The organism is Buttiauxella sp. BIGb0471, from assembly GCF_024807715.1.
Lineage (GTDB): Bacteria > Pseudomonadota > Gammaproteobacteria > Enterobacterales > Enterobacteriaceae > Buttiauxella > Buttiauxella agrestis.
In genome coordinates this window covers 680,126-699,960 of the sequence record NZ_JANUEU010000002.1, presented here as the reverse complement: position 1 = coordinate 699,960, position 19,835 = coordinate 680,126, and the positions used below count along the sequence as shown (strand labels likewise).

The window sequence follows — 19,835 nt, the reverse complement described above, 5'->3', positions numbered from 1 at the left end:
GGTGAATATGTGCGGTCGCTTTACTCAAATCCAGTCGCGTGATGACTATTTGGCGTTTCTCATTGAAGAAGCCGAAAGTGATATCCCCTATGACCCCGAACCGATAGGTCGTTACAACGTCGCGCCAGGCACTAAAGTTCTCCTGCTGAATAATCGTGATGACTCCCTTCACCTCGATCCCGTTGTCTGGTCATATGCGCCGGGTTGGTGGGATAAAGCACCGCTAATAAATGCCAGGGTAGAAACTGCGTCCACCAGCCGGATGTTTAAACCGTTATGGAATCATGGCCGGGCTATCGTGTTTGCTGATGGTTGGTATGAGTGGAAACGTGAAGGCGATAAGAAACAGCCCTACTACATTTACCGGAAAGACAGGAAGCCGCTCTTCTTTGCCGCGATTGGCAAGCAGCCGTTTGATGCAAGGGATGAGGCTGAGGGATTTTTGATTATTACTGCAGCGGCCGATAAAGGCCTGGTCGATATTCACGACCGTAGGCCATTAGTGTTTACGCCTGAAGCAGCGCTGGAATGGATGAATCCTGAAACTGCAGCGGCACAGGCCAGCGAACTAGCTCATGATGCTGCAGTACCGGCAGATGAAATGATTTGGCACCGGGTAACCCAAGCTGTGGGAAATGTGAAAAACCAATGGCCGGAGCTTATAGAACCAATGAGCGACATGAAATAATCAATTCACTCACTCACAGAATTTTGATCTCTGCCGGTTGAGATGAGTATTAATTTGACTTAAACCTTATGTTCACTACTAGCCTAGCTCATATAAAAAAATAAACAGTTAGTTAAATATTGTCCAAGACATGCTGAGCAGCCAATATATTAGCCATAGTGTTTGAAACCATTTGTTCATACAAATCAAAGTGTAATTTCAAGTACTCTAGCTTGTGTATTTTATTTAAGGAATCGTATTGTTTAAGGTTCCTGTTGTAAACTTCAAGTCTATCATGAGCCCACTTTATTTCTGACTCCGCTACTGTAGATAGTTTATTTTTATCCCCGGGTAAACTCAAAAAGATTTCACCATTATATCGCCAAGGGTTTTTGGTTACCTCATAGACCCACAATGTAAAATACCCAGAATCATTGAAAATTTTAGATATCACACCATCGTAATTCGGGTTTAAAATCACAAACTCTGTAATTTGCTCCAGCGTCTGAATGTCACGCTGGGTTAGCGATCTTAAATCACACAAAATTTTTTTTGTGATATCTTCTTGCCTTTTCAATGGATTTTCGCTGTTAGCAAAGGCAATTTCATTTTCATTTGCCTTTCTAACTTTAACTGATACCTTTCGTATATACTCGGATTTAAATATGTCCTGTGGCGTACAGAAACTTGGATTCTCCACCAATTTAAGTCCTGCGTAATCATATGATTGTGCAACAAGCCTAGAGCAAAACTGTCTATTCTCATTATCCTTTTTTATTATTTTTAGCTTTACTCTAATAGCATCCTTTATCGAATACTTTGTACCTATTTTTGACCTTGCAAATAAACAAGCATTGTTTATTATTTCCGTACTGCAATCAACCCGTAAAACGGTGATATTTTCAGCATTTTCAAAAAGAAGTCGTTGTATATTTCCTGCGCGGACACCTTCAGAATCAGAATGTATATAGCTACCTGAGCCTACATACAAAATCGCATGTGAAAAATCACTTCCAGTAGATTTCCTCACGACTTTACTAGTCGCAGAGCTCTCTGACGTAAGAAGAATATCCCCCTTTACCAAATCATTAACGGAGATCAAATACACTAGTCAACTCCCTAACCATCATAATAACAAGCATCGTAATCATGGCAAACTCTGAACGAAATACACGCGTGATTGTGCATCTGCTGTTTATATCATCATGGTGCTGCAATCCTCAATGATTTTGTTTATCACAGCTAATAACGCAACCATATTGCATAATTATTTTGCTATTGGGGATTAAAATAAAACTATCTAACCTTGACTACCGGCAAATCTGACCATCTCGTCGTGTACCGCGGCGAGAGCATGTCCCGCTTCATCTGCCACTGCTGCTGGATGCCCTGCCCTGCAAAATACAGAGCCCCTTTCCCGTTCTTGTGGTTGAGATGGTCCAGCACTTCCATTAGTGCAGCACTGTTTTGCCGCGGCGCGTTGTCGTCAAACAGATTGAGCTGCGCCACGCCCTGGCTAAAGAAGTCGCCCAACATGATCCCCGCTTTCTGGTATCGATATCCATTCTTCCAGATTTTATCCAGACAGCGCATCGCCGCCGCAATAATGTCACGGGTGTCCTGCGTAGGTGTCATTAACTTCACGGCGCCCTGATTGCCGTAATATGGTTCATTCAGCGCAAACGGTGATGTTTTGATGAATACCGAGATATAACGACAGAACTGATGTTCACCCCGCAGTTTCTCCCCGGCACGCGCCGCATAGCTGCAGATAGCCTGGCGCATTTGTTCGTACTCAGTGACCCGGTCGCCGAATGAGCGAGAGCAGACGATTTCCTGTTTGGTTGGTGCAAACTCTTCCAGGCCGAGGCAGGATTCGCCGCGCAGCTCCCGAACGGTACGCTCGAGTACCACGTTGAAGTGCTTCCGGATGAACCGGATATCGGTATCAGCCAGCTGCAAGACGGTTTTGATACCCATGGCTTCGAGCTTTTTAGAAATACGACGCCCCACGCCCCACACTTCATCAACAGGAAAATACGCCATCAGCTTGCGTTGTTTTTCTAAATTTGTCAGGTCCACCACACCACCCGTTTGCCGCTGCCATTTCTTGGCCGCATGATTAGCGAGCTTGGCTAAAGTCTTGGTTTGCGCTACCCCAACGCCCACGGTCAGGCGCGTGCGCAGCAAAATAGTTTCCCTGATTTCCCGCCCAAAATCCTCCAGATTGCGACAGTTACGCACGCCAGTCAGGTCACAAAATGCTTCATCAATGCTATAAATCTCGCAGCGCGGGGACATCTCCTCGAGTGTGGTCATCACACGGTCAGACATGTCGGCGTACAACTCGTAATTTGAGCTGAAGCAGACAACCCCGTATCGCCTGAACAAGTCCTTTTGCTTGAAAAACGGGTCACCCATTTTGACGCCAATGGCTTTCGCCTCCGCACTCCGGGCAATAACGCAGCCATCGTTGTTCGAGAGAACAACGACCGGCCTGCCCTGCAAATCCGGCCTGAATACGGTTTCGCAACTGGCATAGAACGAATTGACATCCACCAGGGCAAACATGGTCAGCGTATTGATTTAATGACGAAGGTGACCACGCCCAGAATATTGAGCGTGCCCTCGCTACCAATCAGGATCGGCGCGTATGCCGTGTTCATTGGGTTAAGCTGGATGGTCGGATAAAGCTGAAGACGTTTAACGGTAAATTCACCATCAACCGAGGCAATGACCACATCGTTGTGCCTGGCGGTGCGCGAACAATCCACCGCCAGCAAATCACCGTCACTGATCCCCCCGTCAATCATCGAGTCTCCCGACGCACGGACGAAATAAGTGCTGCTCGGGTGGGGCACTATCAGCTCAGCAATGTCCACGCGCTCTTCCACATAGTCCTGGGCAGGCGACGGGAAGCCGCACTTAACCGGGTCGCTGAACAACGGGACGGTAACAACCTCTCGCAAAAAGACGGGTTTGATAAGATTCATAAGATAGCCATAAACAATAACTGTGTTTATATACAGTATATCTATCGTTAAACCTGATCAAGCGAACCGGCTATGTAGGCTGGCGATGTTTTGAGCTAGCGGGATTAAAGGGCTTTACTGATGAAGGGATTACGCGTTGTGTAAATTTTCAGGATTTGAGTCAACTTGTTGTTCAGTCGCCGCACGCTCAGCTTCTTCCATCGCTTTCTGAGCTGCTGCTTGCTTCTGGTTGAAAATGCTGCGTTGTGGCATTTCAACTCGCACAGAAACGAACTGGTCCGCAGGGATATCAATCAGATCGCCATTCACCACGGTTTCAGTAAACGAACCATCATCATTTTTGTGGCCCACTTTGTTTTGTGCAAATTCAGGCGCATCAGGATAGGTGCGATGGTAGGTCTTAACCAGCACTGAACCATCTCCGTTGACTTCGTAGTCGAGCCAGATAAGCGGTTGCTTATTGCGGTCTGTAGGGATATCAAAGCCGCCATCGATACCACCCCACGCAGCATCAGCATTCAGGCCCATACAACCTTTAACCAGATATACGCCTGGAGCCTGGCGATTCACTGTTACACCTTCGGACTCTTCGTTTGTTTCCGCATTACCATCAGCAAAGATTTTTACCACAGGGGATGCAGCTTTGAGAGCCCCGTCACTGGCTTTTGTGGTATTTGATGTTCCCCAGAGTACCTGACCCATTGAGACTGAAAATATCTTTGTATTATATGAGCCATCAGCGTTGTAATAATGACCTGAAAGAACTTGGCCTGCATCCATACCGATGCGAACACGAAGGATTCCAGTTGAGTTCGCATAAGCTATCCATGAACTGCCAGAACTGCTACCAGGGCGTAGTTTTAACGGGTCATCTGAAATAATGGTTTGAGACTTTGAGAACGTGTTCATCCCATCCAGCAAAGGAATTGTATTACCTGATGTACCTGTATCTTTTGTCGCAGCAGAGCCTAATCCCAACCCCAGACGCGCATCAGCCGCATTTTTCCCTCCGGTCCCACCCTGGCTGACACTTAATGCGGTTGTCAGGCCAGAGAGCGAGGTGATATCGCTGTTCGCCCCTTTCTTTGCCAGAGACTTCTGGCCAGGCACTGTGACGGGCGAACCGTTGATGGTTATCGTCACATCACTGGAACCATTCATGACATCTGCAAACCCGCCCATGTACTTCTGGTACATGCCAAATGTCTCGGCAATGTCCTGCGCCAGCCCGTCAACACTCAGACTGTCACTGAGCAGGATGGCAAATTTCGTGCCGGCAGCAATCGCCGGGCTGATAGCCGGGGTGACGGACAAGGCTGTACCGCTGGTGATGGCGGTGATTTGCAGTACCTGAACCGGATTGGTGAAGGCAATCAGCGTACAGCCCACACGGATAAGGCTGCCTGCCGCGGTGAAGTTTGTGCCAGTACCGGTGATGGTGCTGCCGTTTCCTGCAATGGTGCCTGTGGTGTAAATCATGTTTTCTCCGGACAATAAAAAACCCGCACCAGGCGGGTTATGTTGTTCTGCTTTCAGAAATAATTAATCGTATCTCGAGACATCTATCGCCCGCACCACGGTTTTGGTGTCCAGTGGCGCACCAATCTGTGCATCATGCGGGGGTTGAGTGACCAGGACGGATTTGATAGCGGTGGTTGAGCCGTTATAGTTAGCCGTGAAACCCGCGGCTATCTGAATGGGACGTTGCTGATAAACCCCGACATAGAAACCGGCAAGCTCGGGCAAGATTGCCCACTTTCCGTTGCGGGTTGATGTGAGATTTAGCCCCGAAGTTGCACTCCCCTTCACACCAATCGTCACGATGTCAGTCAGGACTTTTGTCTCGTTGGTTAATATGCATTTCCCGTTTTTATCCCAGATAGCCACTCCCCATTTTGGTAACGGCTGCTCCCGGGTGGTGAACACATAACAGGTTACTGTGTATTGAGCAGTGTCAGCACTGTTTGCGTACGCCATTACCGTCAACGTGGTTCCTGAAATGGAATAACTGAAAACGATATTCCCCGTGGCCAGACAAAAAGGCAACACGACATCGTCCGTTTTAATCGGGATGGTTAATGTGACATAGCCACTTCCCGAACCGGTGTAAATGCCCTGCAACGATATGGGCGTGGATTCCTCAGTAATGAACTGAGTGCCATCATCCGCGGTAATTAATGCCCCCCATGCCATTATGCTTTCCTCACATACACCACAATCATGGCGGCCTGCGCAGACTCGGAGCCAATGCCATAGCTGGTATCGCCCCCCTGGCTGAGCGTGACGGTTCCCCCTCTGATGGTGATGATCCGTCGTTTGGTTGTCGGGAAAAAGGCCCGCGGGCTGTGGATGTAATCCAGTACATGCCCGGCCGGAACTGAATACGTTGCAGAGCCGGTTACCTGATCCAGTGCAACAGCAAACTGCCCCACCACGGTGACCGGGACAAGACCGTAGTTATTAGGTTTCCCCTTTGCATCCCATGTCTGAAATCCCCATGCCATTACCATACCCCCGTTATCAGTCCAAACTGCGCCCGAACGGCACCCGCGGCATCACGTACAGTGATGGTGTTGTTCGTCTGCTTCATTGCGCCACTACTGTCACTACCGTAGTTTTCGAGCGTTCCTGTTTTGAAGTTGATTGACAGCCCCGCCTTGCCTGGAGAGTAATTCACAGAGCTGATAGTTTCCGCCAGCTTCGCGCGGGTGATTGAGGCATCGCCTATGACGGTATCGCGGATGATGGTCTGCCCATTCTGGATGACAAAAGGCAGCGTTACCGCGCCTCCCGCCTGAGCCATCACCGCAAACCGGTCAGCCAGAAAGAGAACCTGTGACTGCATGCCACTCGGAGTGCTCTCAACGCCAATCCCCATCCCTGCGGCATACTTGCGACCGTTATCGTCGACTGCCACCTTGATGTTGTACATCGCGTTAAGTTTGCCAGAAGTATCAATCTGAGCGTTGTACAGCTCAGTGATGGCGGCGGTTTGTCCGTTCATCGATACCGTCATCGAATTAATACGTGTCGCGGCGACCTGGCTGAAATCGGCAAGAGTTTTGGACAAATCAGTGACATTTGACGAGTTTCCACCAGCCGTTGAATCAAGTGATAGCAGTGATTCCGCCACAGCTCTGCTGGCATCGACCATCACATTATCGACGCGCTGAATATCCGCTTTGTTGTCGCCGTACTGTGCGCTGATTGTCTGCTTCAGGTTCACCTGCGCCAAAGTGCTCTGAATCAGTGCCACAGCCGTATTCTGCACACCGCCTTTGATGGTGCCAACCTGCCCGCTCTGGTCAGCCAGTTGTGCCGAAACCTCCTCAAACCTTGAAGCTGTAGCTGTATCGAGTGTGGTTACCGCCTGGTCGAGAGTGGAGATAGCCGCGGTGTTCTGCGCTGACTTTCGGTCCGCTTCATCTGCTTTGCTGCCTGCGGCTTCCGCCTTTTCGTCTGCCGCATCAGCTTTATCAGACGCCACCTGAGTGGCTGCGGAAACCTGATTAACCGCCTGAGCACGCGCTTCGGTTTCCGTGGCAACAGCCTGACGAACCTCGGTGATATCGGCGGCATTTTTCGCGGTACCGTCAGCATTCTCACCAATCTTCGCTTCCAGATGCCTGACATCCGTGACACGCGCTTCCGTTTCTGTAGCGATAACTTCACGCAGTTGTTCAAACTTCGCAGAGTTTGCGCCGTTCTGGGCAGACTGACTGACAACAACATTCGCAATCGCCAGCGCGTTGTGAATGATGGATTCAGCAGTCTGTTTGTTTGCTCCAGCAGCTGCGGCAAGCTGGTCAGCGTTAGCAGTAATTGCCGCTGCCATATCGGCAATTTTCTGATTGCTGTCGACAGCATTCTCGATGAGGTCTTTGAAAAGGTCGGTATCTTTAATTTCCGCAAGGATGGCGTCTGTAATATCGGAAACATCGATACTCGCCTGGCCACCAACCCAGTCCGTCCAGTCACTTTGATTACCGATGCGGTCAATCAGTCGTGCGCGGTACCAGAAATTTTGCCCCGCCTTCAGCCCCATTTGCTGGTAAATCTTCTGGGGATAAGGCACATCGGATAACAGCATCGGACTGCCACCGTCAGCCGTGGCGCTGTACTGGATTTCTGTGTTCAGCGTATCGCCTGAATCGGCAGGGAAACCCCATGTAACGTTGATGCCAAACACAACATTATTCGTGGCAGCGAGTCCAACTGGCTTAGGCACATCACCAACACGCCCTTTGAGATGCGTCAGCACTGAACTGGCCCACAAACTAGATGCACCACCGGAATTGATAGCTCGAACACGAACCAGATAATCGCCTTCAAAAATACCCGGCACTTCAAAGCTACGCATTCCGGTTTGCGGCAAGTTTATCCACTCGTTGTTACCGCGCCTCCATTGCGGCACGTAAGCGACAATATCGGCCTGAGGTTTGCCGTTTTTATCCAGCGGTGCATCCCAGGTGGCAACAAGTGTGGCGATACGTTGCCCTTGCCGAACTGAGTCGTAACTAGAAAGTGCAACATTTCCGGGCTGCCCAACCAGGCCAGTGGGAATGAGGCTAATCGGTGGAGTATCGAGTCGGGCATTGTTATCAACTGCATCGTACTTCGACGAGTTATATTCAACGCCCATTATGGTGAACGTGTTCTCTTCATCGTTAAATGTGAGAGTAGTCACCCTGAAGTACTGCAAGCGCAGCTGCCCGGCATCGATGACAAACACGGCATCTGGCGCTGGCAGTGCAGTGAATGGCGTGGCCACGATTAACTGCGTGCCGTTTACCGCCTGAATGACGCGATGTTCAACTACGCCACCCAGAGTGCGAATCATCAGCGTATCGCCAGCAGCGGCACTGGTACCCTGGTCTGTAGTGATGGCTTTAATAGAGGCATCGTAAGCAACGACACGCCCACCATAAATTCGCCCCGATACACGTTCATCTGCAAAAGCAAATACGGTACCAGGGACATACACAAAGCCATCAAGGCCTGTTTGCAACATGATCATGCGGTCAAGATAGTTGGAATAAACCGCCCATCCGCCGCGGCGTTGCGCCTCGCTCTCTCGTGTGCAACCAATTGCCGTTAGCTGCGTTTGTTTGAATTTGAATTGTTTAACCAGGTCAGGAAACATCACCGCCGTGGTGCGGTCCTGATAATGGTTGTCCGGGTCGCTGAAGTTAATCAGCGCCGAACTGTAGCGGTTCTTTTCGCTGCCGCTGGAATAGACTGGTTTACCCACCACTGAAGCGCGGGTCAGTATTTGCAACTTTGATGTATCTGCTGGCATATCAGAGACAACATTGAACATGTTGTTTCCCCAGGAGGTCATGCCATTGAAGCCTGCGGCAATATCTTTAACTACCTGAAAAGCATCCGCCTGAGACTGAATGTAAACATCAAAGAGAAAGCGAGGTTCGGTACCTGAGCCACCTTTGCCGTCCGGTACCAACTGATCACAGCGCTGTGCGATGCGATAAAGTTCCCATTTATCCAACATCTCGATAGTGACGCGGCGACCCAGGCCGAAACGAGGTTCCGTCAATACATCAAACCAAATCCACGCCGGATTATTGGTCCACGCCCATTTGAATGTGCCATTCCAGGTGCCGCCATAGCTTCGTGCTACCGGATCGTAATTCGATGGAACTCGGATGACACGGCCTTTGGGCTTGCAGGAAATGCGCGGAATATTACTGAAAGCTTTGGCGTTAAATGAAACGTACAGCAGTGCGGTGTGCGGGTACCGAAGTCGCGCATCGATGACTTCTGTGATGGCTTGAATCTGCGTTTTGTTCTGTAGCATCTGGCTGGCGCTGTCTGCTGTGTCGCGCACAACACGAATCTGCCAGCCTGTATTCGCCTTTGGTAAATTGATGCGGTGAGTCAGCTCATACAGCGTGCTGAGTTTTTCAGTGACCGTTTTGGTCATGACTGTTGAGTAAGCGCCGCCATCGGTCGCAACGTCGATATGATATGCGACCGTTGTACCAACGATATCACCATCATTTTCCTGTTGCTGAAGCCCGGTAATACCAACTCGCACCAGCACCGCGTCAATCTGTGTATTACTCAGCGCGCGTGTCCATGGCGTGGCTTTCGTCAGGGATACGCCAATACTCGTTTCATTCTCAACAGCGGGAAACCCCAATATTGGATCCTGAACCTGAGTGCCGGGCCGGAAGTCCCATGCCACGCTTTCAAAGTTCATTGAGCCATCAGCATTACCCAGCGGCGTGCCATCCAGATAAATGCGAGTAGCATCCAGGCCACCAGCAAACTCACCCTCGCCCAACGCCAGTAAAATTCGGCAACGCGCCATAGACTGGGCAGAGTCGGCCTGTTCAACAGGCGTGTGTTGCTTCTGGCTGCCACCTTTTGCACCAGTAATCGTTGCCATATTTTTCTCATAAAAAAACCCGCCGAAGCGGGTAGGTGTGGAACTAAAAGTTGAATGATTAATAAGAGGCAATCATGAATTTCTTACTATCTGTATTCCAAGCATCAAGACTTATTTTGGATTCGGAGTTTGAGTTTCGAATGGTGACTTCAGCAATAGAATTGTTTAGCCCTTTAAATCTAAACTTTCCAACGTTTTCTCCTTGATAGAAGCCACTGCTTGCTTCTATTTGATAAAATCGTTCGTTATCGATAGTTACATCAACTTTGCCTTGCTTTGAAATGAAAACCTTTGCGTGATGCCATTTTCCAGAACCTAACAAATCCCCAGATAAAAACTCGCAATCTAATGAAACCTCTCCCTTAGTACATTCAGATGTTAGCTCTTCTGTACCGTTAGCAATCATGCTTGAGATGCTTGGTTTGGAATCGGCAGACGGAATTGAATCTTGATCGGATGCGTTATCGCATCCAGAAAGCCCAATAAGAGCAAATGCTATAAACAATCTCTTCACTGACATTCCCTTACTCAGGTTTGAATTTTATTTAACGCGCCACATACGGTACTGGCCCCAGAAACCAATTTCAGTTAGGTATTCTTGGTCTTTACCATCAGCAGTAATGTCGAGTGTTTTACGCATTCCCATACTCAAAACATTACATTCATTGCTGACTCGCAATTGATGCGGGCCATTATTTAAATAAGCTGTCACAAATTGATTCTGTCGCAGTTTAGCTACGTCGTTTCCATCAATTTGAATGAGAAATTTGCATGTACCACCGCTTCCACCACCAGCAAACTGCTTGTTCCTGGTTACAGTTACTTTGGTTTGTTCTACTCCAACCTTCGGCTCAACAATCTGTTTGTTTATAATCGTTTCTGCAGGACCGTATGGACGTGCGCACCCAGTCAATAAAAGCCCACCAACCACCACCATTAATGTTTTTTTCACTTCAATCCCTTCTTATATTATGGACAGCCATATAATAACCTTAAGGCATTGAAAAGTATTGATGGTTACTTATAGCTGAGCCTAAATATCCTCGGCAACTATTCCAGCACTAATGATCCCTCCACCAATTTCTCGCTCCCCATACAATACCGGGACTGGGTTGCCCATAGCCAACGAGTTAACCGCACCGCCAAATGCATAACTTGGTTTATTGTCAGGATCATCTCGACCCTGAAGTCCTTTAGGTTGTGGTGAAAGCATCTGATAGATTCCACCCGCCATCATTGCCAATCCAGATGAGATTAAACCTGCGGCCAATGGAGAAGCAGTTCCCCCCGATACATAAGTCATGATTCCCCCAACCACTACCATTATTGCCCCAAGTATCGTTTGGAATAACCCGGCTTTCTTTGCCCCTTCCATAACAGGAGCAATGCGAATGTCATCATTTCCGCCAAGGCTCTTAAAATCATCAAGGCCAATGTTCCGTTTCCCACGAAACACTGCGAATACCATCCCATTGCTTTTGGCGTTGTTAAGATAGTCTTCAAACCCGTCGAAATTCACGCATAAGGCTTTAACGGCTTCCATCGATGTTTGAACTGCGAATTTATGAACGCGACCAAAGCGAGCGCCCAGAGCCCCATACAGGCGAATAGTAGTTAAACGTTCCATGGCTTCAGCTCCAGGGGTAGGTTTTTGTGGCGGACGCATATCATTGTCCGGTCTTTGAAATAGCCGCGTGAATACGGTGTGATGCAGGAGGGCTGCCCGTAGAGATGATGCAGCAAATCGCCATTTTCGGTGATAATCCCCGCATGGTTCCACTTGCCTGATTCAACTTGCATGATGACCATGCAGCCAGGAATAGGCGAGCACTCAAGAAAGCCTTCGCTCTCCCAGTTATCGTAATAGAGGTTGTCCCGATACTGGCTCTCCCACCAGGGATAATCGACACGGAAATCATTCAGTTTCACGCCCTGCGTGGCGTGCCAATCCATGATCAGCCCCCAACAGTCATGTGAACCGAGAATAAACGGGCGGCCTACAAGCGGGATCGAATCAGGCGTGATTTCTGCGTACTCATCACAATCAGGTGCGTAAATCCCCCACACTACTCCTGAGTTATTGCATTGCTGCCGATCGAGGCCTGAGGGAATTGGTCTGGCGCCATCGCCGGGATGAGAATGGATTACACGGACAATCGCTCCCATATCCTCAGCATTCGCCCATTGCTCTCCATCAATCCGGAAATGCTCAGTTGGGCTCTCATGGCTGTTTAGGACCGGAATATAGCTTTGTCGACGCCCGGATTGAATGACGAAGCCGCAGCACTCGCGAGGTGACTCCTCCAGTGCATGCGCCCGGATGGCAGTCATAATCGTTTTGTTCATGGTTAAATCTGGTTAGCGAATGAATAGAACCGTTGCGGGGAAGCCGCCAAAGTCGAGGGTTGCAGTGTTTGGCTCTGTCAGGCCTGCGCCAAAGCGCTTGCGGCAATCACTTAGGCAGCCCCCGCAAACATCTAGCGCGGGGTCGCTTACCTGATTACCTTTGGCATCGAAATAAGCTGTGCCGCTGTAAGAGCAGCCATCCCCACTTCGGTATTGCCCGCGCAATGCCCACTCGCACAGTGAAGTGATTTGCCTTGTTGGAATAACCAAACCTTGCAGGTCAGCCGGACTGCTCAATGACCAGGCGATAACCTCATCATCTTCAGATGTTTTGCTATCAATCCAGAATGTTTGCAGCGAGAACATCGTGGGATCAGCAGTCGGGTTAGTTCCACCAGAAAAGTTCACGGCATCAAGGTAAACCGCGTAAGTGTCGATAATGCTGACCTTAGCATTAACCATGTCCTTAAATTGGAGGCAAAGCGCAGTTATATGTCCATCAAGATTCGACACGCTTAGCTTTGGGCCTGTGGCATTATCCGAAGATAATGAGAGGTCCGTCAGTTGAAATGGCCAGAAATCATAGGTTTTGCCATCGAAAATGATCGGCTTTGGGCCGAGCTTGTTTTCATCACCGGCTGCTGCGTCGATTTCTTCAGGAGTATGTGGGAATGGGCTGTAATGGAAACGGTGAATGCCTCCGCTAAATTCTGAAGCATCCACTTCAATCAATCGCACCCTGCCACCGGGTGCCAGTTTTGCGGCATGGTCAACAAGTGCCATTATGCGTAAACCCCGTAAGCACGTTTAATCGTGAACGAGAGTTCAGAGAATTTGCTGTTGATCTGATTCTTGCGCACAGAATCAGCAACGACGCGGTATAGCCCTTTTCCCTCGCCTGGAGGGGTAATGACGAATGCTTTCACTACATGGGCCAGAAGAAAAGTGCGAAGTTCATTCACTTCCGCTTCAGCCCCCACATGCTTCATTGGCACCTGGATAGCCGTCGAGTTAATCCCGTTCTCGGCTACTTGTTCATAGCCATCGCCAAACTGGGCGGCGCGAACTGTCTGGCTGTATTCAATGGGTCCAGCACCGAGCTGTGAATGCCATTTATAGGTGTCGATTGCCATAATTTATCCATAAAAAAACCCGCCGAAGCGGGGTTTATTCGAGCTGATACTTTTACAAATTTAAATCCAGAGGAAATGATTTAAACATTTGGTATGTCGCATCGTCCGGGAATGGGGGGAATTTCGTGTTCCACGCCGCGGAGGTTGCCGCGGTACATAGGTTTTTATCTCCCTTCTCAGCTTGCACATTTGTTAAAGCAGCGTTAGGGGCAAGGGATAATCTCAATGTGCAAGATTGACCTCTGTAATCTTGTATTCCGGTAAATACACCGGTATAGGCCATCTTTGCTTTATCAATCCATGAGTATGCCGCGTTGTTTAACTTAGTTATCTGCATCGAATGTTCGTGATCTTCGTCAGCGAGCGCATTAAACGACACAACAATAAGTACGACGGTTATCAATATTTTTCTCATCACCATATCCTGACCAATAATATGGTTAAACATGATAACTAAGCCATGAAAGAATGTAAGGTGCTGCGTTACTGTTTTTTGGCGAAACTCCCACCAATCATGCCATCATCACGGATTGCCTTTGCAATTCCCTCGGTCACATATCCTTTGATACGTTCTGCCAGCCCCCTGGCAGCGGCATCCCCATCGTTACCACCGCTAACAGTCGAAGTGCTATTGCCTCGATTGTCGACGTAAATATCGACGTTAATACCGCCAGTTGCCCCTGCCGAACTCCCCTGCCCGCCGCCAACAAGCCCACCCGTTGCATAACGCGACATCGATCCACCGTTCATTAAGCGGTAGAGGTTGTCGACGCCAAGACGATTGGTCGCTTCTTTAGTGAAAACGAACTCGTCTTTGTGAACTATGCCAGCCGGTTCATATTTTCCACCAGCCCCGGTATATCCACCAGAATCGAAGCTAACGCCAGCAGCGGCATTGCTGTACGCACCTGATGGCGTTGTTCCACCACCAGAACTGCCGCTGATCCAGCCCAAAGCTTGCTGCACCGCGTAAGCCACCAGCAAGCGGTTAGTGACCTCAACGATCATCTTAAGCATGGATTTTCCGAACTCTTTAATGGAGGCATTCCCGGTAGTCATCAGGCTGGTCAGCATGTCGGACAGGCCTGTGAATGTAGAGGAGGCTACATTCCTGACGCCATCATAGGTGTTGGTGGCGGCGTCGGCATAATCAGCCCAGCCGCGCTTGGCACCAGCAATCCAGTTATCCCTTAACTCGTCTTCGGCCTGATACGTTGCCCGCTGTTCGGCAAGAACCTTTTTCTGTGCTTCAGGGTTGTACGCGTATGCTTCTTTAATGCGTTGAAGTGATGACGCCCTTTCCGCTTCACGCGTTGATTCACCACGCGCTGCCGCGGCGATTTCCTCACGTTTTGCTGCCTGCTGGTCGGCAAATTTATTCGCCTGGTCTGCTAAAGAGTTCAGCTTTTGCTGGCTGGCAATCTGGTCACCTATCCCGGCGTTGATTTCAGCCTGAGCTAAGGCCTTATCTTTCGTTGCAAGTAGCGATTGCTCGTCTTTGGTCAGCGTCCGGGATTTAGCGGCATCTTCCAGCACGCTGAATTTGGCCTGAATCTCCCACTGTTGCTTGCGCTGCTGGCTGATTACGTCATTAACGCCAGTATGCTGCTGAAGAACTTTAAGCTGTGCTTGTAGCGCGAGCGTTTCAGCGTTGTAGGTATCGAGAGTGCGGTCACCGGCCGCTACCCGTACAGCTGGCGTTTTGGCGGTTTTGTCTGGGTGGAATTGCTTGTTGATACCTTCAACAGCCTGTTGGCGCTGTGTATCACTCCATTTATCTGGTGCTGCGGCAACATTTTTCCAGAGTTCAGAAAGTGCTTTGCTGCGCTTTTCCTGCCAGGTAGCAGACTGCTCAAGCACTCGGTTCTGATAAATCAGCGAACTGGTGCGTTTGTCATCGTCCTCTTTGCCTTTGGCAATAGCGACTGAGATGTCATTCTGTAAGCTAGAGGCTTGCTGAAGTGGTGCGATTTGAGCCTGTAGCGCATTTATCGCAGCGACTTGGGCTTTGCGGCGATTATCGTACTCATCGTCTGCTGTGCTGGTCGCGTACCCATAAGAACTACCCTGCCGCTCCGGTAGCAATGCTTTTTGACGTATCGCCAAATCAGCCTGCATACGCTTGAGCATGTCGTCAGGTGCTTCTGGCCTGCCAATGTTCAGCAGTTCATCCCACATGCCTTTAAGCGAACTTCTGACGCTATTGGCGGCACGCTCGACCAGTCCCAGATTATTGATTATCTGCTGACTACGGCTCTGTTCAGCCTGACTGTAGGCCTTGGCTGCTGCTTCTGCGGCCCCTTCTTTGTCCCCACGACGCTCGAGCGAAGCAATGTAATCGTATTGTGCCGAAGTGAGGTAATGCAATGTGGAGTTAAGATCCTCCGATGCCTTTGTGGGATTGGCATAAAGCTTCTGGAAGTTCTTAATCGTGGCATCGACCGATTGCCCGGTCGCGCTTTCCATCGCCATCGCGGCACGCGTTACCGACTCCAGTTGATCGGTTTTGAACGTGCCAGCGCCTACAACCTGAGATAGCGTGGCGGCAGCGGCTGCGACCTTGTTGCTCGAGCCTCCAATCTTTTGCGCCATTTCTGACAACTGGCTTGCTGATTGTGCCGAGTAGTTCCCAGTAAGAATGAGCTGACGATTAAACTCAGAGGCTTCCTGCGTCCCTTTGTACCAGGCTGTCGCAAGCACGCCAACACCCAACACCAGTGCGCCAATGCCAATCGTTACCGGGTTAAGCAGTCCCAGCAATCCACGCAAATAGCCACCGACTCCAGAAATCGCACCACCGACCGAACCGAACTGATCCTTAATCTGTCCACCCTGCTGGAGCAGGATGAGGAATGGCGACTGACCACCAGCCAGTTGAGTGGCGATGTCAGTGAACTGCGCTGGCAATGTGCGCAGCGCCTGGTTGTATTGCCCGATTGAAATCCCAGCTTTCTGCGCGGCGAGTTGTTGCTTTGTCAGCGCTTCAGGCAAGACATCAGCGACGGTTGTCAGCCGCTGGCGCGTTTCGTTCAGGATGCCGTTGAAGTGCTCGAACTGGCTGCTGTTGATGCGCCCTGACTCGAAGTGCGAAACAAGCAGTGCATGCTGTTCATCGAGCGCATTGAATGCGCGAATAGTCGGGTCAATGGAGCCGAGCAGGTTTTTCAGTGAGGCCGATTGCTTCTCTGCTGCCTGCGTGGCTGCCAGTTCTGCCTGCGCTCGCGCCGCAGCTTCACCCGTATCAGTAAGCTTTAAACGCGTGTCATCAAGGATTTTGTTGTAGGACTGAAAGGTATCGTTATCCAGAAAGCCCTTGGCCTGAAAACCTCGCAGGGTAGCCTGCTGCTCATCCAGGCGGTTAAGGGCTTTGGTGACCGGGTCGATATTCTCCAGCAAGCCCTTCAACGCATTCTGCTGCTCTTTAAGCCCTTCCGTTCCCTGTTGCGTGGCAGGTTTTACACGCTTTGCCGCATCAGCCAGGCTATCGGCCCCTGCTGCTGCGCCAGCTGCCGCGTTGGATAATTTATCGAGTTCATTATTCGCTGCCTTCAAATCCGAGACGTCAGCACGCAGCGTAATTGACGCGATTTGTTCAGACATTACGCCACCTTACTCATCGTTTTGAGAGCTTCGTGCTCCATGATTTGAATATCAGCCAGACAGGCCGCCGCATCCTCAACCCTGTGCATTTCGAACATCCAGGGGAGAACGTTGTAATCGATGCCGGTTGCGCCGTTCGCGCCCACGCGCCATTGCGTCACCAGTGATGAGAAGACACTGAAGGGCTGCCATACCGATGGCAGAATACCGACCTCTTCTTCCACATCTTCAGGCGTCAATCCAAAGGCGCTCAGTTCCGCAACTGACGGCCCCGGCGTATACATCGCTGCGGCGACCTGCTTCAGTTTTTTTCGCGCAATCCCATAAGTTCTTTGGTGTAAGCCAGGCCGATACTGTCGAATGCGCGCGGGTAGTTCAGCAGTAGCACGACGACGTTATCACGTGTGAACTCATCTGGAAGCGCCCAGCCTTCAACGATTTCCATCAGATAATCGGTCTGCGGTTCAACAGCGGACTTCTTCCCTTCAGCTGACTTCTGAAGCTTCTCATCCATAGCGCGTAACTCGTCGAGCGTTTTATGGCGGAAGGTGAACGACAGTTTGCCATCTTCTGCGCCAGCACGCGGGATGATTGCCGTAGTCGAGAAAGTTGGATTTGGGATCAGGGTGAATTTGGTCATGGATTCGACTCACAAAAATGCCCGGCGAACCGGGCGAGATAATTAGGTGATGCTTACAACACAGGCCTTCGAGGTAATGGTCTTACCCGCCGCATCGGTAACTTCACAAACATAAGAACCTGCATCACCGGAAGCCGCAGCAGCAATATGCAGCGTGGCAGCAGTCTGGGATGGCAAAGCCGTACCCGCTTTCTTCCAGACGTAGGTGTATGGCGCAGATCCGCCTGATACCACGACAGCCAGGTCAAGGGCTGCGCCTGTCGCTACTGATTTAGTCGGCGTGTCCAGATCTGAAACGAACGCAAGCGGTGTTGCTGAGGCATCAGCGATTGGATAAATCTGCATATCCGATTCGAAGTTCATGCGCGCTTCGTTACTTTCAACGGCGTTAACTTCCGTCTTTGGCACTTTCTGGAATGAGATTTTGGCAGAGTAATAACGATCGGCTTTGCCGCGTGGGTTGTGGAACCACACCGCAGTTGTATCACTGGACTCGTCACACTCAATCAGGCGTTTATAAATCGCGAGTAGCGGATCATGCGCAAAGGTATAAACCTGAACCACGGCATTTTTAAACGTCGGGATGGTTCGCGCTTTGTCATCTTCGAGGAACTGCACGCTGATGGTCTGCTGGTCACCGCCTTCGGTACCGAGCGTCATAACCTGCGGCATGGTGATCCACGAATCAATTTTACGCAGCGTGCCTGCGCCGGTACCGACAGGGAATTTGTTGGTGTCAGTAGTATCGAAACCTTCCAGCACGATTTTGGTAGTGGTGACGGATTTAACGCGAAGCACCATAGCTTCGAGCTTCAGCCAGCCGGAGTTAACCTGCACAACGTCACCGGCCAGAATGCCCGTAGCCGATGCTACGGTGAGTTCGCACTCTGCGGCGTTAGAGGCCGCGGTGAACACAATCGGCGTGAGATACGCCTTCGCGACGTTCACACGCGAGCCATTGGGGATTGCGAATGCCATTGCACTCTCCTGAATTTGGGTAATAAAAAACCCGCCGAAGCGGGTCAGTAGTCAGCGCGATAGCTGATTGATATGGGAATGGTATAGCTTATGGAGCCAGAGCCACCTGTCGGGCCAGATGAGGCGCGGTCCTGAATGCCGGAATGAATTGTTGGCTGCCCATTGATGTATACCGACAGGTCACCATCCTGCAATCTCTCACCATCCGGGAATTCATCTGAAATGCCGTTTGCTATACGGCGTGAATCAGTGACGCCATTACCGGCCATTGCGATCACGTTCACCTGCATAACACCCCGATAGGTTTTGGCGCTGGCTTCGAAATCAATGCTCTGGGTTGCCGCCGGCAATACAAACACTCGAAGATAAGGCTTATCCTGTGGCGGTGTGAACGGGATATTCTCCCATGCAACCTGTACACCCTGCGTGTTAGCAAACAAGGCAATACGCTGTTCAAGCATTTCGATAATCCGTAATGACTGGTCAGCCATTGCGCACCTCCCTCGCCGCTTCAGAGAACAGCGTCTGGAAGTCTTGCGCGGTGATACGCACCATTCCGCCAGGTGCTTTCTTTGAATGCCCCATTTCAAGCCTGTAGCTGTAATCCAGGTTATTGGTGAAGTAGATAGAGTTCATGCCTACTTTGAACGTTTCAAGTACCATTATTCCGCGCTCATTCGAGATAGTACCCGTTGGATCAATATCCTCGGTCGCATCCGTTGGCCGTGAATCCATGCCGACAAACCAGTTGGCCTTGAAGCGACCACCGGTATAGCCAGGCGGGGCTTTAATATCCATTGAGTCATGAACTTTCAGCCCCTTACGCAAACTGCCAGCCTTGGTAAGATTTGCCTTATCATGCCGCAAGGCATTGTTGTGATTTATGACTTCCTTGTTGTACGCCACCGCTGTCTGGTTAATCTCCCAGGTATCAGGGTTTCCCACCGGTGACATTTCAACGAGCTGGCCGAGGATCTTAATACCAGTCACCCGAGCCACCTCCTCGATATCCGCTTTCGTCGTATCGACAATTAACTGGATAGACTGAAGAAAAGCCTGATTACCCATG

21 protein-coding genes are annotated in these 19,835 nt (G+C 50.2%); 1 reads left to right on the top strand and 20 read right to left on the bottom strand.

Translation table 11 applies throughout. From position 1 onward, the window contains the following. Positions 1 to 7 precede the first annotated feature (7 nt). Positions 8 to 688 carry an SOS response-associated peptidase family protein gene (locus M2371_RS09905; protein ID WP_259267604.1) on the top strand — a complete coding sequence of 227 codons (681 nt, stop codon included), beginning with the start codon at positions 8 to 10 and terminating at the stop codon, positions 686 to 688. A gap of 112 nt (positions 689 to 800) precedes the next feature. Here the strand turns inward: M2371_RS09905 and M2371_RS09900 are convergent, their stop codons facing one another. The 20 genes from M2371_RS09900 to M2371_RS09805 form a co-directional block, all read right to left on the bottom strand. Next, the gene (locus M2371_RS09900) at positions 801 to 1,775 is read right to left on the bottom strand and encodes a YiiX/YebB-like N1pC/P60 family cysteine hydrolase (RefSeq protein ID WP_259267603.1); all 975 of its coding nucleotides are present in this window, start codon (positions 1,773 to 1,775) and stop codon (positions 801 to 803) included. Between the two features lie 188 nt (positions 1,776 to 1,963). Further along, positions 1,964 to 3,238 (bottom strand): Y-family DNA polymerase, encoded by a 1,275-nt coding sequence (locus M2371_RS09895; protein WP_259267602.1) that lies wholly within the window; start codon positions 3,236 to 3,238, stop codon positions 1,964 to 1,966. A gap of 2 nt (positions 3,239 to 3,240) precedes the next feature. Continuing rightward, positions 3,241 to 3,660: a translesion error-prone DNA polymerase V autoproteolytic subunit gene (gene umuD, locus M2371_RS09890; RefSeq protein ID WP_259267601.1), complete on the bottom strand. Its 420-nt coding sequence runs from the start codon at positions 3,658 to 3,660 to the stop codon at positions 3,241 to 3,243. 129 nt (positions 3,661 to 3,789) lie between these two features. Further along, entirely contained in the window at positions 3,790 to 5,139 is a 1,350-nt protein-coding gene (locus tag M2371_RS09885) for a phage tail protein (protein ID WP_259267600.1), read from the bottom strand. 63 nt (positions 5,140 to 5,202) lie between these two features. Beyond that, positions 5,203 to 5,853, bottom strand: coding sequence for a hypothetical protein (locus M2371_RS09880; RefSeq protein WP_259267599.1), 651 nt, complete (start codon positions 5,851 to 5,853; stop codon positions 5,203 to 5,205). Continuing rightward, on the bottom strand, positions 5,853 to 6,164 hold the full coding sequence (locus tag M2371_RS09875) for a hypothetical protein (RefSeq protein ID WP_259267598.1): 312 nt from the start codon (positions 6,162 to 6,164) through the stop codon (positions 5,853 to 5,855). Before M2371_RS09875 ends, M2371_RS09880 begins: the two co-directional genes overlap by 1 nt. Continuing rightward, a complete protein-coding gene (locus tag M2371_RS09870) occupies positions 6,164 to 10,069 on the bottom strand; it encodes a phage tail protein (RefSeq protein WP_259267597.1) in 3,906 nt (1,301 codons plus the stop codon). Before M2371_RS09870 ends, M2371_RS09875 begins: the two co-directional genes overlap by 1 nt. Before the next feature lie 58 nt (positions 10,070 to 10,127). Next, positions 10,128 to 10,583, bottom strand: coding sequence for a hypothetical protein (locus tag M2371_RS09865; RefSeq protein ID WP_259267596.1), 456 nt, complete (start codon positions 10,581 to 10,583; stop codon positions 10,128 to 10,130). A gap of 27 nt (positions 10,584 to 10,610) precedes the next feature. Then, a complete protein-coding gene (locus M2371_RS09860; RefSeq protein WP_259267595.1) occupies positions 10,611 to 11,021 on the bottom strand; it encodes a hypothetical protein in 411 nt (136 codons plus the stop codon). Between the two features lie 81 nt (positions 11,022 to 11,102). Next, positions 11,103 to 11,696: a tail assembly protein gene (locus tag M2371_RS09855; protein WP_259267594.1), complete on the bottom strand. Its 594-nt coding sequence runs from the start codon at positions 11,694 to 11,696 to the stop codon at positions 11,103 to 11,105. Further along, positions 11,684 to 12,415, bottom strand: coding sequence for a C40 family peptidase (locus M2371_RS09850; RefSeq protein ID WP_259267593.1), 732 nt, complete (start codon positions 12,413 to 12,415; stop codon positions 11,684 to 11,686). Before M2371_RS09850 ends, M2371_RS09855 begins: the two co-directional genes overlap by 13 nt. 12 nt (positions 12,416 to 12,427) lie before the next feature. Continuing rightward, on the bottom strand, positions 12,428 to 13,198 hold the full coding sequence (locus M2371_RS09845) for a phage minor tail protein L (RefSeq protein ID WP_259267592.1): 771 nt from the start codon (positions 13,196 to 13,198) through the stop codon (positions 12,428 to 12,430). Next, positions 13,198 to 13,548 carry a phage tail protein gene (locus M2371_RS09840; RefSeq protein WP_259267591.1) on the bottom strand — a complete coding sequence of 117 codons (351 nt, stop codon included), beginning with the start codon at positions 13,546 to 13,548 and terminating at the stop codon, positions 13,198 to 13,200. Before M2371_RS09840 ends, M2371_RS09845 begins: the two co-directional genes overlap by 1 nt. A gap of 52 nt (positions 13,549 to 13,600) precedes the next feature. After that, positions 13,601 to 13,996, bottom strand: coding sequence for a cell envelope integrity TolA C-terminal domain-containing protein (locus M2371_RS09835; RefSeq protein WP_259267590.1), 396 nt, complete (start codon positions 13,994 to 13,996; stop codon positions 13,601 to 13,603). Between the two features lie 35 nt (positions 13,997 to 14,031). After that, the gene (locus tag M2371_RS09830; protein ID WP_259267589.1) at positions 14,032 to 17,148 is read right to left on the bottom strand and encodes a phage tail tape measure protein; all 3,117 of its coding nucleotides are present in this window, start codon (positions 17,146 to 17,148) and stop codon (positions 14,032 to 14,034) included. Continuing rightward, a complete protein-coding gene (locus M2371_RS09825; protein WP_259267588.1) occupies positions 17,148 to 17,432 on the bottom strand; it encodes a DUF1799 domain-containing protein in 285 nt (94 codons plus the stop codon). The genes M2371_RS09830 and M2371_RS09825 overlap by 1 nt, the downstream gene beginning before the upstream one ends. A gap of 17 nt (positions 17,433 to 17,449) precedes the next feature. Further along, the gene (locus M2371_RS09820; RefSeq protein ID WP_259267587.1) at positions 17,450 to 17,788 is read right to left on the bottom strand and encodes a phage tail assembly chaperone; all 339 of its coding nucleotides are present in this window, start codon (positions 17,786 to 17,788) and stop codon (positions 17,450 to 17,452) included. Between the two features lie 42 nt (positions 17,789 to 17,830). Beyond that, a complete protein-coding gene (locus tag M2371_RS09815; RefSeq protein ID WP_259267586.1) occupies positions 17,831 to 18,766 on the bottom strand; it encodes a phage tail protein in 936 nt (311 codons plus the stop codon). A 44-nt stretch (positions 18,767 to 18,810) separates the two neighbouring features. Continuing rightward, positions 18,811 to 19,257: a DUF4128 domain-containing protein gene (locus tag M2371_RS09810; protein WP_259267585.1), complete on the bottom strand. Its 447-nt coding sequence runs from the start codon at positions 19,255 to 19,257 to the stop codon at positions 18,811 to 18,813. Next, complete coding sequence (locus M2371_RS09805) at positions 19,250 to 19,834, bottom strand: hypothetical protein (RefSeq protein WP_259267584.1); 585 nt, start codon at positions 19,832 to 19,834, stop codon at positions 19,250 to 19,252. Before M2371_RS09805 ends, M2371_RS09810 begins: the two co-directional genes overlap by 8 nt. Position 19,835 lies beyond the last annotated feature (1 nt).

Coding starts and splice junctions, on each gene's coding strand:
- M2371_RS09905 (WP_259267604.1), top strand. CDS start 8: ATGTGCGGTCGCTTTACTCAAATCCAGTCGCGTGATGACTATTTGGCG.
- M2371_RS09895 (WP_259267602.1), bottom strand. CDS start 3,238: ATGTTTGCCCTGGTGGATGTCAATTCGTTCTATGCCAGTTGCGAAACC.
- umuD (WP_259267601.1), bottom strand. CDS start 3,660: ATGAATCTTATCAAACCCGTCTTTTTGCGAGAGGTTGTTACCGTCCCG.
- M2371_RS09885 (WP_259267600.1), bottom strand. CDS start 5,139: ATGATTTACACCACAGGCACCATTGCAGGAAACGGCAGCACCATCACC.
- M2371_RS09880 (WP_259267599.1), bottom strand. CDS start 5,853: ATGGCATGGGGGGCATTAATTACCGCGGATGATGGCACTCAGTTCATT.
- M2371_RS09875 (WP_259267598.1), bottom strand. CDS start 6,164: ATGGCATGGGGATTTCAGACATGGGATGCAAAGGGGAAACCTAATAAC.
- M2371_RS09870 (WP_259267597.1), bottom strand. CDS start 10,069: ATGGCAACGATTACTGGTGCAAAAGGTGGCAGCCAGAAGCAACACACG.
- M2371_RS09855 (WP_259267594.1), bottom strand. CDS start 11,696: ATGGAACGTTTAACTACTATTCGCCTGTATGGGGCTCTGGGCGCTCGC.
- M2371_RS09850 (WP_259267593.1), bottom strand. CDS start 12,415: ATGAACAAAACGATTATGACTGCCATCCGGGCGCATGCACTGGAGGAG.
- M2371_RS09845 (WP_259267592.1), bottom strand. CDS start 13,198: ATGGCACTTGTTGACCATGCCGCAAAACTGGCACCCGGTGGCAGGGTG.
- M2371_RS09840 (WP_259267591.1), bottom strand. CDS start 13,548: ATGGCAATCGACACCTATAAATGGCATTCACAGCTCGGTGCTGGACCC.
- M2371_RS09835 (WP_259267590.1), bottom strand. CDS start 13,996: ATGTTTAACCATATTATTGGTCAGGATATGGTGATGAGAAAAATATTG.
- M2371_RS09830 (WP_259267589.1), bottom strand. CDS start 17,148: ATGTCTGAACAAATCGCGTCAATTACGCTGCGTGCTGACGTCTCGGAT.
- M2371_RS09825 (WP_259267588.1), bottom strand. CDS start 17,432: ATGTATACGCCGGGGCCGTCAGTTGCGGAACTGAGCGCCTTTGGATTG.
- M2371_RS09820 (WP_259267587.1), bottom strand. CDS start 17,788: ATGACCAAATTCACCCTGATCCCAAATCCAACTTTCTCGACTACGGCA.
- M2371_RS09815 (WP_259267586.1), bottom strand. CDS start 18,766: ATGGCATTCGCAATCCCCAATGGCTCGCGTGTGAACGTCGCGAAGGCG.
- M2371_RS09810 (WP_259267585.1), bottom strand. CDS start 19,257: ATGGCTGACCAGTCATTACGGATTATCGAAATGCTTGAACAGCGTATT.
- M2371_RS09805 (WP_259267584.1), bottom strand. CDS start 19,834: ATGGGTAATCAGGCTTTTCTTCAGTCTATCCAGTTAATTGTCGATACG.